At 74.4% G+C, this 14920-nt stretch carries 16 protein-coding genes; 8 read left to right on the forward strand and 8 right to left on the reverse strand.

Going from position 1 to position 14920, the window contains the following annotated elements; translation table 11 throughout:
• Positions 1 to 23: 23 nt before the first annotated feature.
• Positions 24 to 446 carry a peptide-methionine (R)-S-oxide reductase MsrB gene (gene msrB / locus N555_RS0102710; protein WP_029429960.1) on the forward strand — a complete coding sequence of 141 codons (423 nt, stop codon included), beginning with the start codon at positions 24 to 26 and terminating at the stop codon, positions 444 to 446.
• Between the two features lie 58 nt (positions 447 to 504).
• The gene (gene msrB / locus N555_RS0102715) at positions 505 to 921 is read left to right on the forward strand and encodes a peptide-methionine (R)-S-oxide reductase MsrB (protein ID WP_029429961.1); all 417 of its coding nucleotides are present in this window, start codon (positions 505 to 507) and stop codon (positions 919 to 921) included.
• Positions 922 to 964: 43 nt separating this feature from the next.
• On the opposite strand, the gene hemQ is transcribed toward msrB (N555_RS0102715), so the two are convergent.
• The 4 genes from hemQ to N555_RS28165 form a co-directional block, all read right to left on the reverse strand.
• The gene (hemQ, locus tag N555_RS0102720) at positions 965 to 1681 is read right to left on the reverse strand and encodes a hydrogen peroxide-dependent heme synthase (protein ID WP_029429962.1); all 717 of its coding nucleotides are present in this window, start codon (positions 1679 to 1681) and stop codon (positions 965 to 967) included.
• Between the two features lie 251 nt (positions 1682 to 1932).
• Complete coding sequence (locus N555_RS0102725; protein WP_029429963.1) at positions 1933 to 2904, reverse strand: hypothetical protein; 972 nt, start codon at positions 2902 to 2904, stop codon at positions 1933 to 1935.
• Between the two features lie 41 nt (positions 2905 to 2945).
• On the reverse strand, positions 2946 to 3476 hold the full coding sequence (locus N555_RS28160) for a YceI family protein (RefSeq protein WP_029429964.1): 531 nt from the start codon (positions 3474 to 3476) through the stop codon (positions 2946 to 2948).
• Complete coding sequence (locus N555_RS28165; RefSeq protein WP_051683651.1) at positions 3473 to 4015, reverse strand: hypothetical protein; 543 nt, start codon at positions 4013 to 4015, stop codon at positions 3473 to 3475. The genes N555_RS28160 and N555_RS28165 overlap by 4 nt, the downstream gene beginning before the upstream one ends.
• Before the next feature lie 172 nt (positions 4016 to 4187).
• On the opposite strand from N555_RS28165, the gene N555_RS0102740 reads away from it, so the two are divergent.
• Complete coding sequence (locus N555_RS0102740; protein WP_081865940.1) at positions 4188 to 7046, forward strand: ATP-binding protein; 2859 nt, start codon at positions 4188 to 4190, stop codon at positions 7044 to 7046.
• Between the two features lie 129 nt (positions 7047 to 7175).
• Positions 7176 to 8393: an HNH endonuclease signature motif containing protein gene (locus N555_RS0102745; protein WP_029429967.1), complete on the forward strand. Its 1218-nt coding sequence runs from the start codon at positions 7176 to 7178 to the stop codon at positions 8391 to 8393.
• 169 nt (positions 8394 to 8562) lie between these two features.
• On the opposite strand, the gene N555_RS0102750 is transcribed toward N555_RS0102745, so the two are convergent.
• Positions 8563 to 8916 carry a hypothetical protein gene (locus N555_RS0102750; protein ID WP_156036120.1) on the reverse strand — a complete coding sequence of 118 codons (354 nt, stop codon included), beginning with the start codon at positions 8914 to 8916 and terminating at the stop codon, positions 8563 to 8565.
• Positions 8917 to 9051: 135 nt separating this feature from the next.
• Positions 9052 to 9345, reverse strand: coding sequence for a hypothetical protein (locus N555_RS0102755; protein ID WP_029429969.1), 294 nt, complete (start codon positions 9343 to 9345; stop codon positions 9052 to 9054).
• A gap of 343 nt (positions 9346 to 9688) precedes the next feature.
• Between N555_RS0102755 and N555_RS0102760 the strand changes: the two genes are divergently transcribed.
• The 3 genes from N555_RS0102760 to N555_RS0102770 all read left to right on the forward strand — a co-directional run bounded on the left by N555_RS0102760 (position 9689) and on the right by N555_RS0102770 (position 11716).
• A complete protein-coding gene (locus N555_RS0102760; protein ID WP_156036122.1) occupies positions 9689 to 10126 on the forward strand; it encodes a hypothetical protein in 438 nt (145 codons plus the stop codon).
• 126 nt (positions 10127 to 10252) lie between these two features.
• Positions 10253 to 10684, forward strand: coding sequence for a hypothetical protein (locus N555_RS0102765; protein ID WP_156036125.1), 432 nt, complete (start codon positions 10253 to 10255; stop codon positions 10682 to 10684).
• Between the two features lie 324 nt (positions 10685 to 11008).
• On the forward strand, positions 11009 to 11716 hold the full coding sequence (locus tag N555_RS0102770) for a hypothetical protein (protein WP_156036127.1): 708 nt from the start codon (positions 11009 to 11011) through the stop codon (positions 11714 to 11716).
• 17 nt (positions 11717 to 11733) lie between these two features.
• On the opposite strand, the gene hemG is transcribed toward N555_RS0102770, so the two are convergent.
• Both hemG and hemE read right to left on the reverse strand, forming a co-directional pair.
• A complete protein-coding gene (hemG, locus tag N555_RS0102775; RefSeq protein ID WP_029429973.1) occupies positions 11734 to 13113 on the reverse strand; it encodes a protoporphyrinogen oxidase in 1380 nt (459 codons plus the stop codon).
• The gene (hemE, locus tag N555_RS0102780; protein WP_029429974.1) at positions 13110 to 14180 is read right to left on the reverse strand and encodes a uroporphyrinogen decarboxylase; all 1071 of its coding nucleotides are present in this window, start codon (positions 14178 to 14180) and stop codon (positions 13110 to 13112) included. The genes hemG and hemE overlap by 4 nt, the downstream gene beginning before the upstream one ends.
• A gap of 72 nt (positions 14181 to 14252) precedes the next feature.
• On the opposite strand from hemE, the gene N555_RS0102785 reads away from it, so the two are divergent.
• The gene (locus tag N555_RS0102785) at positions 14253 to 14891 is read left to right on the forward strand and encodes a DUF3000 domain-containing protein (protein ID WP_029429975.1); all 639 of its coding nucleotides are present in this window, start codon (positions 14253 to 14255) and stop codon (positions 14889 to 14891) included.
• The last annotated feature ends 29 nt before the right edge of the window (positions 14892 to 14920 follow it).

The following is a 14920-nucleotide window of genomic DNA, read 5'->3' on the forward strand; positions in this document are numbered from 1 at the left end:
CGCGCCCGCCGTACCGTGGAGCCATGACGACGTCCGCCGGACAGCAGCCGAAGGTCACCAAGAGCGACGCCGAGTGGCGCGAGCAGCTCTCCCCGGAGGAGTACGCGGTGCTCCGCCAGGCCGGCACCGAGCGCGCCTGGACCGGCGAGTACGTCGACACCAAGACCGAGGGCGTCTACACCTGCCGCGCCTGCGGGGCCGACCTGTTCACCTCGCAGACGAAGTTCGACAGTCACTGCGGGTGGCCGTCGTTCTACGAGCCGACCGCCGCCGACAACGTCGTCCTCCGGGAGGACCGCAGCCACGGGATGCGGCGCACCGAGGTCCTCTGCGGCACCTGCCACAGCCACCTCGGGCACCTGTTCGACGACGCACCGCAGACCCCCACGGGCGACCGCTACTGCATCAACAGCGTCTCGATCCGGCTGCGGCCCGCCGGGAGCTGACGCCGGGGCGCGCCCGCGCCTCTCCCCGTCCCGGCTGCGGGGCCCCTACGGTGTCGCCGTGCAGCCCGACGAGGACGACGAGCCCACCATCGTCAAGAGCGACGACGAGTGGCAGGCGCAGCTGAGCACCCGCGAGTTCGCGGTGTTGCGCCGCGGCGGGACCGAACGCCCCTGGTCCGGCGAGTACGTCGACACCAAGGTCGGCGGCGTCTACCACTGCCGCGGCTGCGGTCAGGAGGTCTTCCGCTCGCGCACCCGCTTCGAGTCGACCTCGGGCTGGGCCGACTTCTACGCGCCGACCAGCGCCGACAACGTGCAGCTGCGGACCGACCTGACCGGCAAGCACCCGCGCATCGCCGTCCGCTGCTCGGCCTGCCACGGGCACCTCGGGCACGTCTTCAACGACGCGCCGCAGACCCCCACGGGCGACCGTTACAGCATCAACAGCGCCGCCGTCCGCTTCCTCCCGGGCTGAGGTGGAGTGCAGGAGCGCAGGATTCCTGCGCTCCTACACTCCACTACGCCAGGTCGGCGATCAGCTCGGCGACGGGCTTGCGGACGCCGGTGTAGAACGGCACCTCCTCGCGCACGTGCCGGCGGGCCCGGCTGGCGCGCAGGTCGCGCATCAGGTCGACGATGCGGTGCAGCTCGTCGGCCTCGAAGGCGAGCATCCACTCGTAGTCGCCGAGCGCGAACGAGGCGACGGTGTTCGCCCGGACGTCCGGGTACGGGCGGGCCTGCATGCCGTGCTCCTTGAGCATGTCCCGCCGCTCCTCGTCGGGCAGCAGGTACCACTCGTAGGAGCGCACGAACGGGTACACGCAGACGAACCGGCGGGGCTCCTCGTCGGCGAGGAACGCGGGGATGTGGCTGCGGTTGAACTCCGCGGGGCGGTGCAGCGCGAACTGCGACCACACCGGCTCCAGCTGCCGCCCGAGCGCGGTGCGGCGCAGCCGGGTGTAGGCCTCCTGCAGCGCCTCCGCGGACGAGGCGTGCCACCACACCATGAGGTCGGCGTCGGCCCGGAAGCCGGCGACGTCGTAGGTGCCGCGGACGACGACGTCCTTGCCGGCGAGCTCGTCGAACAGGCCCTGGAGCTCGTCGGCCAGCGCGGGGCGCTGCTCGTCGGCCACCGGGCGGGTCAGCCGGAAGACCGACCACATCGTGTAGCGGATCTGGGCGTTGAGCTCGTTGGCCCGCTTGCCGATGCTCTTCTGCTCGGTCTGCTCGCTCATGTGCCCATTCTCTCCCCGCCCGGGGCGGCCGCCGTCCCCGGGGGACGGTTCAGGCGGCCGGGCCCGACGGACGGGCCGGCTGCTCGCGATGGGCCTCGCGGCAGTCGCCGCAGGCGGCCATCCAGACCCGGTGCCGCAGGCAGCGGGCGGAGAGGGAGGCGGGTGGACGGATCGGGGTGTGCTGGGTGTGCTGACTGTGCGTGGTGCTCACCCCGTACCGAACACCGGCGAGGCCCCCGGCATGCCCCGGCTCAGCCCGGGACGACGGCCAGCGGACGACGGTTGCGCCCCGGCACGCACGCGAGGGCGGCCAACGCGAGCGCGACGCCGTCCTCGAGCACCGCGGCCTGCCAGGCGGGCAGCCGGTCGGTCGCCCACCGGCGCCAGGCGAGCCCACCGAACGCGCCGGCCAGCGCCCCGGCGGTCGCCGCGACGGTCGGCAGCGCGGCGTTGGCCCGCTCGCGCTCGGCCAGGCGGGTCGCGCCGGCGGCGGCTCCGGCCAGGCGCGGCGCCAGGCCCGGGCCGCTGGTGCGGTCCGGCGTGTCCGGCGACTTGTCGGCCACGAGTTCACCGACCAGCGCGGCCGCGCCCAGCACGCGGGCGGGGACCGAGCTGCTCCCCAGCCGGCCGGGCTTCGTCGGCGCGGTCAGGGCCGGAGCGGCGAACCCGAGCGCGCTGCGACTGCCGGCCGCGACACCGAGCAGGGCCGACCGGGCCGTCAGACCGGCGCTCGCCGCCCCGCGCGGGACCGCACGCTCCCGGTCGGTGCGGACCCCCTGCACGACCGCGTGCACCGTCGCGCCGTAGGCCAGGTGCGGCACGACGTCGGCGGCCCAGTCCGCACCGCTCCAGGTCCGTGGGTCCCCGACGCCCAGCAGGGTCGCCGGGACGTCGCTGGCCGCCATCGCGGCGGCACCGGTCGCCACCGCGCCGACCGGGCCGGGGAGCCGGATCCCCGCCGAGCAGGCGGCGCTGGCGAGCACCCCGGTCCCCAGCCCCGTGCCGATGCCGGCCAGTGCCCCGAGGGCGGTGCGGCGGCTCTCCCGGACGGAGCCGCGCCCCGGCACCTCGACCCCGGTGGCCGCGGCGATCGCGTCGACCGTCCGTTCCGGCGTGGTGCTGGCCGGCCGGCCGCGCAGGGCCATGTCGAGGTAGGTGACGACGTTCAGGACGGTGGTGCCGGCCGCGCCCGCGACCAGCCCCCGCGCGAGGGTCCCTGGCATGCCCCGACCCTGGTGCGCGGGGACTCCCCCGGCAACTCCGCTCAGGAGCCCGCGCCCGGGACCAGCCAGGCGTCGACCTCGATCGCGACCCGCCGGCCGACGAGCACCGCGGGCGCCCGGATCCCGACCGCGGTCCGGTCGATCTCCGCCGACGCCCGGACCCGCAGCCACCCGCTGTCGGGGTGCATCTCCTCGACCCGGCCGGTGAGCGGCAGGGGCGCCGTCGTCCCGCGGACCGACAGCGTGCCCTCGGCGACCCATCCCCCGCCCGCGGCCGGCGTGAACCGGTCGGCCGACCACGACAGGATCGGCTGGCGGTCGACGTCGAGGAAGCGGGGCCGGCGCAGGTCGGCGTCCCGCTTCGCGATGCCGGTGTCGAGCCCCGTGAGATCCACCTCGGCCCGGACGCGCACCGGCTCGCCGGCCGCGTCGACGACGAGCTCGCCCCAGCTGCACGGGACCGAACCGTGCACGGTCCCGCCCAGGCCTCCGACGGAGAACCCGACCGTCGTCCGGCTGTCGGAGACCGACCAGGTGCCCGCGGCGACCCGGACGGCGGCCGCGGCGGTCACGACCCGACCGCCGTCGGCAGGTCGGCGGCGAGCACGCGGACGAGGTCGACCCGGTCCGGGCCGGGCAGCTGGGCCTGGTCCTCGTCGGCCAGCAGCGGCGTCGCCATGATCGCGCGCTGGACCCGGTCGTGGGTCTCGCGGTCGGTGGTGAGTCCGACGACGACGATCCGGTGGTCGTCGCTGCGCATCGCCAGCACCTCGACGATGCCGTCGATCTCCCGGACGGCGGGCCAGATGCGGTCCCGGCCGCCGTGCTCGGCGGCGTCGGCGCGGGCCCGGTCGCCGTCGCCGTTGATCCAGGTCACCTGCGCGAACATGGGCCGGCGCCCGGTGGCGCGGCCGCGCATCTCGTCCGACACCCGGTAGACGCGGGCCGCGCCGCTGCGCGCGGCGGAGTCCGGGTCCGGCCAGAGGGCGAGCAGGGTGCCGCCGTCCCCGTCGGGGGACGCGAGGACGACGGTGCCGACCGGATCGGGGCCGCCCGCGAGCGCGGAGCGGGCGTCGGTCGGAGCGGTGAACGGGTGGATGGTGGCGTACACGGGATCCCCTCCCCACGGGGGACCGGCGGCTCCGGTCCCTCTGCCGACGACGATCCGGCGGCCGGGCGGCCCGGACATCCGTGGAACCACGGCACCGCGGTACGGACAACGCGCCGCACGAGGGGGGCCAACCCCCTATCCGCGGTCCCGCCGCGCGCGAACACTCGCCGGCGTGGGCACCCCGACTCCTCCTGCGGCTCCGACGCCGGCTCCCACGCCGGCTCCCACGCCGGCGACCGGTGGGCCCTTCGTCGGCCGCCGGGCCGAGCTCGGGGAGCTCGCCGCGCGGATCGCGGAGGCCGACGACGGCGCCGGTGGCCTCGTCCTGGTCGCCGGCCCCGCGGGCATCGGCAAGACCCGCACGGTGGAGGAGGCGGTCGCGGGCGCGCCCGGCCCGGTGGTCTGGGGGCGCTGCGTCGACGACCCGGGCGCGCCGCCGCTGTGGCCGTGGCGGCGGGTGCTGCGAGAGCTGCCCGCCGTCCGCGCCGCGGCGGCGGCCGCGCTGGCCGAGGTGGACCGGGTCCTGGAGAGCGGCGGCGACCCCGACGCCGCGCGCTTCCGGCTGGCCGCGGCCACCACCGACGCGCTGGTCGACTGCGCGGACGCCGGCGGGCTGGTCGTCGTCCTGGAGGACCTGCACTGGGCCGACGAGAGCTCGCTGCGGCTGCTGCGGCACCTCGCCGGCGACCTGCCCCGGTCGCGGCTGCTGGTCGTGGGCACCCACCGGGACGCGGCGGGCCCCGACTCCCCGCTCGACGCGGCGCTGCCGGACCTGCTCCGGGGCCCGGCGACCCGGACGCTGCGGCTGGCGCCGCTGACCGAGGACGACGTCCGGGCGTACCTGCCGGTGGGGGACGCGGACGCCGTCCGGGCGGTCCACCGGCGCAGCGGGGGCATCCCGCTCTACCTCCGGGCCGTCGCGCGGGCACCCGCGGCTCCGGGCTCCGCGGACGGTCACGGCGAGCTGCGGGCGCTCGTCCGGACCACCCTGACCGCGCTGCCGCCCGCGGCGCTGGACCTGCTGGACGCCGCCGCCGTGCTGGGTGAGGAGATCGACGCGGAGCTGCTGACCGCCGTCACCGGCCACCCGGCACCGGACGTGGCCTCCGGGCTGGACGCCGCCGTCGATGCCGGGGTCCTCTCCGCCGTCCCGGACGGTCCCGGCCGCCGGCGGTTCGCGCACGCCGTCGTCCGCGACGCCGTCTACGACGACCTCGCACCCAGCGTGCGGGAGGAGCTGCACCGGCGGGCCGCCGAGGCGCTGGAGCAGCGCGCCGCGACGGACGACGCGGCGGCCGGGCTGGTCGCCGGGCACTGGCTCCGGGCCTCCTCCGGCCGGGACGCGCTGCGCCGCGCGGCCATGTGGGCCCGGCGGGCCGCCGTCACCGCCACCCGCCTGCTGGCCTTCGACGACGCCGCCCGGTTCCTCGCCACGGCGCTGGCCGCCGCGCAGCGGGCCGGCGCGGACGACGAGGAGCGGGCCGGCCTGCTCGTCGACCTGGCCACCGCGGAGTACCGGGCCGGCCGGCTCGGGGAGGCCCTCGAGCACGCCGTCGCCGCCTCCGACGCCGCGGCGGCCGCCGGTCGCGCCGACCTCCTGGCCGCGGCCGCCCTGGCCGTGCACGACGTCAACGCCCCGGCCTTCCCCCCGGCGCTGCTGCGGATGTCCGAGCGGGCGCTGGCCGCGCTCGACGGGTCCGCCTCCCCCGAGCTCCGCTCGCGGCTGCTCTCCCAGACGGCGTCGGCGCTGGCCGACTCCGGACGCCTGGGGGTGGCCGCCGGGCACGCGACCGAGGCGCTGGCCCTCGCCCGGCGCAGCGGGAGCCCCGACGCGGTGATCGATGCGGTCCGCGCGCGGATGAAGGCCGCCCCCACCGCGCTGGAGGTCGACGAGCGCCTGGACCTGGGGCGGCTGGCGATCGAGCACGCCGCGGCGAGCGGCCAGCCGCTGGCCGAGCTGTGGGGCGCCAAGTGGCGCATCGACGCCGGGCTCGAGGTCGGGGACATGGACGTCGTCCGCGACGAGCTGGACCGGGTGTCGGCCCTCGCCGCGAGCACCCGGCTGCCGCTCGTCCGCTGGCACGACAGGCGGCTGCGGGCGTCGATCGCGGCGCTGCTCGGGCGCTTCCCGGAGGCGATCGACCTCAACGAGGAGGCACGCGTCATCGGCCTCACCGAGCTGGCCGGCGACCTCTCGCTGGTCGGGCTGTCGGGTGCGTTCGGGATGCAGCACGCACTCGTCACCGGCTCCCTCACCGGCTGGGACGGCCGTGCGGTGGAGACGCTGGAGCGCGCCGGCGACATCCCGATCGTCGTCGTCACGCGAGCCCTCGTGGACCTGGTCGAGGGGCGCCGCGAGGAGGCCGCCGTCCGCTACGGAGAGCTCCGCCGGCTGATGACCGACCCCGACTTCGTCGCCTCCTCCGGGGTGGCGCTCAACCTGGTCCCCTTGGTGGAGGCCTTCGGGGACGCCGAGGCCGCCGGGCTGCTGCACGAGCAGCTGGCGCCCCGGCCGCTGGTCGCCAGCGGGGCGGGGGTCTACGGCCAGGGCTCGTGGCAGTCGCTGGTGGGCCGGCTGGCGGTGGTCCGCGGCCGGCTCGACGAGGCGGTCGACCGCTTCACCGAGGCGCTGGCCGTCGACTCCGGTATCGGCGCCCGGCCGGCGACGGTGCTGGACCGGGTGGGGCTGGCGGAGGCGCTGCTCGACCGCGGGAACCCGCACGACCTGCCCCGCGCCGGAGAGCTGGCACGCTCGGCCGCCGCGGAGGCCCGGCGGCTGGGCATGCCGGCACCGGAGCGGCGGGCGGCGGCGCTGGCCGAGCGCGCCGGCCGGGCCGCCCGGGCGGCGGATCCGCTGACGGCGCGCGAGCGGGAGATCGCCACGCTCGTGGCCCGGGCCTGGACCAACCGCCGGATCGCCGAGGAGCTCGTCCTCTCCGAGCGCACCGTGGAGAGCCACGTGCGCAACGTGCTCGCCAAGCTGGGGGCGGCCAACCGCACGGAGCTGGCGACTCTGATCGCCCGCGCCTAGGCCTGTTGCCGAGTCGGCGCAAGGGCGTGCGCCCATCTGTGGACAGGCGCCTGACCTGGGGAAACGTCCCGTTCCTCATGCCCTGATCCGCTAGAATCGAACACACATTCGAAGTGGTCAGGAGGGGTCATGGGTGAGTTGCAGTCGGCACTGGACGCCCTCGCGGCGGTCGATCTCGACGAGCTCTCCGACGGGCCGCTGCTGGACCACGTGCGGGAGCTGGCCGTGGCGCAGAACCGTCTTGGTGCGGCGCTGACCCGGGCGGTCCGTCGTGCCGATGTCCGGGCCGCGTGCGAGCACGACGGCGCGAAGACGATGCAGTCGTGGCTGCGCGGGCACCTGCGGGTCTCCGGCGGGCTGGCCAAGGACCTCGTCGGCCACGGCCGGGCGCTGGAGTCCCTTCCGGCGACGGAGGCTGCGTTCGCCGCCGGGGACCTGGGGGCCGATCAGGTCGGGGTGATCACCGAGATCGTCAAGCCGGCCAACCTCGACCTCGCCGCCGAGCAGGGCATCGACATCGCCGAGGTGGAGGCGGCACTGGTCACCGTCGCACTGCACGGCAGCCACCGTGACCTACAGCTGGCCTGTGGCGACTATCTGGCGAAGCTCGACCCCGACGGCCCGGAACCGGACCCCACCGAGGAGCGGGCGTTCACGATGGTGCAGCACGCCGACGGCACCTGGACCGTGCACGGCACCCTCGACCCCGTCGGCGGGCAGAAGCTGGCCACCGCCCTCGAGTCCACCTCCGCCGCCAGCCGCTGCGCCGGCGACACCCGCAGCCGCGCCCAGCGCGACGGGGACGCCCTCGTCCAGCTCGCCGACAACGCCCTCGCCTCCGGTCAGCTGCCGGTACTGCGCACCGTCAAGCCGCACGTCATCGTCACCATCGGCATCGACGACCTCGTCGACCCCGCCACCGGCCACGGCGCCGCCACCACCGGTCTCGGCGCCACCATCTCCGCCGCCCGCGCCCGCTGGGCCGCGTGCGACTCCACGATCACCCGCATCGTGCTCGACCCCGACGGGCTGCCCATCGACGTCGGCCGCGACCACCGCGTCGTCCCCGCCCACATCCGCAAAGCCGTCGAACTCCGCGACAAGAAATGCGTGTTCGCCGGCTGCGAAGCACCCCGCTGGTACTGCGACGTCCACCACATCATCGAGTGGATGAACGGCGGCCGAACCTCGGTCGGCAACTCCGCACTGCTGTGCGAACGCCACCACGGCAAGGTCCACCACGGCTACCGCATCGAACGCGACGACACCGCACCACCCGGCCAACGATGGCGCACCTACCGCCCCGACGGCACCGAGATCATCGTGGGAAGACCGCTCCTGACCTGAGCGCCCCATCCGTCTCTACCCCGCGGCCGCACCCGGCCGCGGGGCACAGGCGCGCACCCCATGGACGTTTGGCAGGACTCCGCTACCGGCGCCCCTGAAGGCGGCCTATGAGACACCTGTCGCCTTACTCGGGGCCCGCGTCGATGTAGGCCCTGGCGGCGCCGCCAGCTCACCCAGGCCAGTCCTCCACGGGAACCGGGTCAGGATCGCCAGGCAAGTAGATCCGGTAGCCGGGCAGCTCTGCTTGCAGTTGTCTGGCCAGCCGCACGCCCATCGGAACTCCCGCTACGAGTTCATCGGGTCTGTACCAGGTCTTGAAGGGAGGGTGCTCCCTCTCAAACCGTTGTTGCCAAGCTCGGAGCCGATCAATCAGGCCTGCGGAGACGCCGAGTGCCGCCAACTCCTCGGCGTCCAGACAGTTGAAGCGGTGACCTTCCGGGCCATGCCAGACCGGCAGGTCCACCGTGTACTCCGGCATCACCGTCAGACTGGGCCGCGACTTGAAGGACTCGTCCGCCTGCACCCTCACAGTGTGCCGCTAAGGGACGTGCCCTCGGCGGCAGGTAGGCGCCTGCGGACCGACGGAGGCCCCTTCGTTCTCCAGCCCCGACCAGCCGTAGGGTCCATGAGCGGCTTCAGGCGCACATGGTGAAGCCGGCTACCGCCAGGGAGTGCCCTCCTCCGAGAGCCACCTCCGGACGGTCTCGGTCGCCTCCCGGAGCCCTAGTCCTGTTCGATCCCGCAGCACCTTGACCGCCCTGATGGGGTTTCCCTCGGCGGCGACCGCGAGAACCTCAGGCCGAGCTGTTTCGACCGCCAGGCCAGCGTTGCCCTTCGACGTCTGGCGGGCGTCGTTGTACATGCCGGTGATCTGGGCTGCGACGAGACAGGCCATGCCGGCCGGTCCCAGCCAGGACCCTGCGAACGCACCAGAGATGCCGACGACGACCATGGCAGCGATCAGCGCCCAGCGGATTGGGCTACGCCACGGCGATCGCTGCACAGGACGAGGTTAGGGGTGCTGACGCACTGGACGACCTGCCGCGGCCCCTGTCACTCAGCCGGGGTCGACAGCGCGCCAAGAACGACGACGTTGTCGATGTAGGTGTTGCCGGAGTGACAGATGCCCTTTCGTTCTCCCAACCCCAACCCCAACCCCGACCAACCGCCGGCGCAATGAAGGCGGCCTATGGGACAGCGGAGATGCGGCGGTTACGCGGGCGGCACGTCGTCTCTTCGAGTGACGCAGAGGTGGGTGGTATCCGCGCGGCGGCCCTCTGAGCGAAGGTGGCTGGATGAGCAAGCAGGTGCCTGCACCAGTCGGCGTGAAGACACTTCGGGCGTGGCGTTTCACCGGTCTTCTTCTGTGCACGTCGGCGCTGGTCTGCTGCACAGCCTTCGTCGGGTTGGGTCTGGCCACGGAGCTGAATACCATCACGGCCATTCTCGCAATCGCTACGTTCGTGTTCGCCCTGATCGGCCTCGGGTTTCTGCAAAGGGCATGGTCGGATCCCGATGTCAAAGACCAGCCCTCCGTGGTCCGCGCGAGACGGCTGGCCGAAGTGGCAATCATCACGTGGGGCGTGGCCCTCATCCCGAACGCCGTGTTCGCCTGGCGTCCTGAGTGGGAGGAAGCATTGAACTGGCTGTCGATCGCGTCGTTCGCGCTTGGGTGCGTCGCAGTGACGGTCTTCATCGGCATGCTGGCCATCGCCATGCGGTGGCGCCCCTGAGCCTGATCAGCTCGCTACCGGGTGTCCCATAGTGGGCCGCTCAGGGTGACACGCCAGCGCCGCACGGAGCGGCTTCAGGGGCACTAGGTAAACCCGCCTCCCGCTGCAAATGGCTAACCTGCGTCGGTGGGGACGTACGCGCCGGGCGAGGAAGAGGATCGCTGGCTGCGCCTTGTGAAGGTCTCAGGCTTCGAAGTACCACTCGAGCTGTGCCTCCCGATCTTCCAGGAAATGATGAGGATCGAGCCGCTGTTCAATCGGAGCTCCGACTGGCGTGCGTGGTGGTCGGCCACCAGCAAGGCTCCGGCACTGGACCTCGAAATCATGGTCGTCTGGCCGAACAACACCCCGCCGGACGACTACTTCCACCCCGAACGCGTTTCCAGGGGCCGCAAGCAGCACTGGGTGCGGCTACACGTCGACGCCGGTCGAGCGGAAGCCCTCGTGCCGGAAGAGCGACGCGGTCTGACACTTCCTGCTGTGTTCGAGGCGTTGGATCGTCTCGTTACCAAGTTGAGACTGGACCCTCCGCCCGAGCAGCTACCGGAGGGCGTGTAGTCACGGGGTCGGAATTAGCCTCGGGGCGGCCTGTCCCATAGTGGGCCGCTCAGGGCGGCTTATCGCGGTGATTCGGCGCCGCACGCTTCGCATCGGTCCCCGGCATCCAACGGAGCGCGGCAGTGGGGACGCCTGAACCGCGGAGGGCCCTCAGGCGGAGCAGTGGAGGCCGGTCCGAGACCTCTGCCTGCGCCAGGTCCGGAGACGCTCCCGCGGCGAGGGAATGATCGCCGCATGCATCCACAGGGGCCGACGTTGTCGAGCAACCGGGACAGCGCCGTGTGGATCCGGCCGCGCATCGACTCTGCCTCGAGCGTGGGCTGGGTGGTCCCGACCGGGTTCGACGCCTATGCCCGCGTCCTGCACCCGGTCGAGGAGGCGTACACCGGCGAGCTGATCACCTGGGCGCATGTCGCGGCCGAGACCGGGCGCACCGTGCACCCCCTCGTGCAGTGGCACAGGCTGGTCGGCAGCGACGACTACGTCGATCGCCGCGATGCCGACTGGGACCGCGGCGCGCCACGAACCGGCCATCTGCACCCCACAGCCCTCGGCGCGCTGCTCCGCCCCCTGGTCGAGCACACCACAACCCCGGACGACTGCTGGTTCTGCCTGTGGGAGGGCTATGGCGTGATCAACCCCCCACCGGGGTCACGCGCCGTCACCACGTCGTGGACCGGCTCCAGTCCGCTGCCGGAGACCGCCGTTGCGCCCTCGGTCGTGCCCGAGGACGTGGTCAGAGGGGCGCGCATCGGATTCCTCCAGCGTGACTACCTCCTCCTCCACGGCCCGGCAGCCTCCGCGCGCTTCCTCGGCGAGCAGGTCACGCCCGACTGGTTCCTGCCGCAGTCGCCGAACCTCTTCTGGCCCGACGACCACGCTTGGTGCGTGGGCAGCGACATCGACCTCGACTCCACCCTGATCGGGGGCAGCGCGGCCCTCATCGACCAGCTGATCGACAGCGACGAGCTCGAGGTCTGGCGGGTCCACCCAGAGGACGTGGTGCACTCCGAAGGCGATCGCATCAACTGACCGCCCGCCGGGACGAGCTAGGACAGCAGCTGCTCCACGGCGCGCTCGGCGTCCCGGATGCAGGCCGGCACGCCGACGCCCTCGTAGGCGGCGCCGGCCACGGCGAGCCCCGGCACCTCCGCCACCGCGGCGCGGACGGCGGCGACCCGGCCCCGGTGCCCGACGAGGTACTGCGGCAGCCCGCCGCCCCAGCGGACGACGCGGGTGTCGACCGGCTCCGGGCGGGAGAGCTGCAGGAGGTCCGCGACGTCGGCGACGACCGCCGCGGCCAGGTCGTCGTCGTCACGCTGCAGCTCGGCCTCGGCGCGGTACCGGCCCACCGACGAACGGACCAGCAGCAGCTCGCCGGCGAGGTGCGGCCACTTCGCCGACGACACCGTGACGCCCTTGACCAGCCGCCCGGTCACCGGCGGGACGAGCAGCCCGGAGCCCGCGGCCACCTCCTGCGCCGGAAACGCCATCGCCACGACCGCCATCGACGCGTACGGGATGCCCTCCAGCGGCGCCACCGCACCGGGCGCCACCACACCCAGCAGCCGGGCCGCCTTGGGCGCGGGGGCGGTGACGATCACGGCGTCCGCGGTCAACGTCTCCCGTACGGCCGCCGGGCCGACGGAGAGCTCGAAGCCGCTCGCGGTGCGGGTCAGCCGGTGCGCCGGGGTGTGCAGCCGGATCGCGGCGCGGGCGGCGGCGACCAGCGCCGCCGGCAGCGAGCCGATGCCGTCGCGGAGGGTCACGAAGACGGGGGCGTCGGCGTCGAACCGGCTGCGCGCGCCGGCGTCGCGGGAGGCCGCGGCGGCGCCCAGCACCGAGCCCGCGGCCGGCAGGTGCGCGGCCAGCTGCGGCATGGTGGCGGCCAGCGACAGCTCGTCGGCCCGCCCCGCGTAGACGCCACCGAGCAGCGGTTCGACCAGGCGGTCGACGACCTCGTCACCGAGCCGCTCGCGCAGCAGGGCGCCGACCGCGACATCGCCGTCCGGGCGCAGCGGCGGCAGCGAGACCTCGGCCGCGACCCGGGCCACTCCGGCCGGGGAGAGCACGCCGTCGAGACCCTCCGCCGACGCCGGGACCCCGAGCACGGTGCCCGCCGGCAGCGGGAAGCGGCCGTCGGGCAGGACGACGGACGCCTGGGTCGTCGCGGGCCGGACCAGCTCGTGCGCCAGCCCGAGGCGCTCCACCAGGCGCACCGCCTCCGGCACCCGGGCGAGCATCGCCTCGGGACCGGTGTCGTACCAGCGCCCGCCGAGCTCGACCCGGTCCAGCTTGCCGCCGATCCGGCCGCCGGCCTCGAGGACGACGATCTCGTCGTCCGGCCGCCGGCGCCGCCACTCGAACGCGGCCGTGAGCCCGGCGATGCCGGCGCCCACGACCACGAGCCGCCGCGGCCGCCCGCTCATCGCGACGTCAGCTCGTGGACGAGCTCCACCACCCGGGTCAGCACGTCGGGATCGGTCTCCGGCAGCACGCCGTGGCCCAGGTTGAAGATGTGCCCGCGGGCGGCCCGGCCCTGGTCGACGACCCGGCGGACCTCGCGCTCGACGGTGTCGCGGTCCGCCAGCAGCACGGCGGGATCGAGGTTGCCCTGCACCGACCGGGACGGGCCGATCCGGCGCACCGCCTCGTCCAGCGGCACCCGCCAGTCGACGCCCACGACGTCGGCACCGGCGTCCCCGATCAGCGGCAGCAGCTCGCCGGTGGCGACACCGAAGTGGATCCGCGGCACGTCGCGCACGCCCTGCTCGCGGTTGCCCAGTCCGTCGAACACCGCCCGGGAGTGCGGCAGCACCCGCTCGGCGTAGTCGACCGCGGAGAGGACGCCGGCCCAGGAGTCGAACAGCTGCACCGCCGAGGCGCCGGCGTCGACCTGGGTGCGGAGGAAGGTCGCCGCCGAGACCGCGAGCTTGCCCAGCAGCCGGCTCCACGCCTCGGGTTCGGCGTACATGAAGGCCTTGGTGCGGGCGTGCTCCTTGGAGGGTCCGCCCTCGATCAGATAGGTGGCGAGGGTGAACGGCGCCCCGGCGAAGCCGATCAGCGGCGTGGCACCCAGCTCGCCGACCAGCCGGCCGACCGCCGTCGCCAGGAAGTCCAGCTGCCCGGGCTCGAGGTCCGGCAGCGCGTCGACGTCGGCCACCGACCGCACCGGCGAGGCGATGACCGGCCCGATCCCGGGCTTGATCTCGATGTCGACGCCTGCGACCACCAGCGGCAGCACGATGTCGGAGAAGAGGATCGCCGCGTCCACGCCGTGCCGCCGCACCGGCTGGAGGGTGATCTCGGTGACCAGGTCGGGGTCCTGGCAGGAGTCGAGCATCTTCGTGCCGGCCCGCAGCTCGCGGTACTCCGGGAGCGACCGGCCGGCCTGCCGCATGAACCACACCGGCGTCCGGCTGACCGGCAGGCCGCGGGCTGCGCGCACCAGATCGGAGTCGGCTGGGGTGGTGGCGGAGCCGGCAACAGGGGTCACGACCAGCCATCCTCCCAGACCGCCTGCGGCGCGTCGGCGACGCAACACCGGGTACGGACCTACCCTGCGGACGTGGAGCCACGCAGCCTGGCCGCGCGTCCCGGAGACGCCGCGGGTCCCGGGGACGAGCCGCCGGCGGAGTTCCGTGCCGCCGTCGACGCCCTGACCGGCCTGCAGGTCCGCCCGGAGATCATCGTCGAGCGCATCCCCGCGCCGCAGCGGCTGGCCCCCTGGGCGCACGCGCTGGGCGCCCGGATCGACGACCCGGAGTCCGAGGACGCCGACGATCCGGACGAGATCGCCAGCGGGCGGTTCATCGTCCTCTACGACCCCGCCGGTCACGAGGCGTGGGCCGGCACCACCCGCTGCGTCGGGTTCCTCTCCGCCGAGACCGACGAGCACCTGGTCGACGACGCGATGTTCTCCGAGGTCGCGTGGAGCTGGCTGACCGACGCGCTCGCCGACACCGGAGCGGCCTGGCACGCCCTCGGCGGCACCGTCACCCGCACCGCCTCGACCCGCTTCGGCGACCTGGCCGGCCCCGAGCACACCGTCGACGTGGAGATGCGCGCCTCCTGGACCGCCGAGGACACCGCGCTCGACCAGCACCTCGCCGCATGGCTCGAGGTCCTGGGCAACGCCGCCGGCCTCCCGCCGCCCGGGGTGCACCTGCTGGGTCCCACCGGACCCACCGGGGGCAGGAGTCTCTAACATCGTGGGTCGGACAGACGACGACGAGG

It is taken from the genome of Blastococcus sp. URHD0036, from assembly GCF_000701365.1.
Taxonomy (GTDB): Bacteria; Actinomycetota; Actinomycetes; order Mycobacteriales; family Geodermatophilaceae; genus Trujillonella.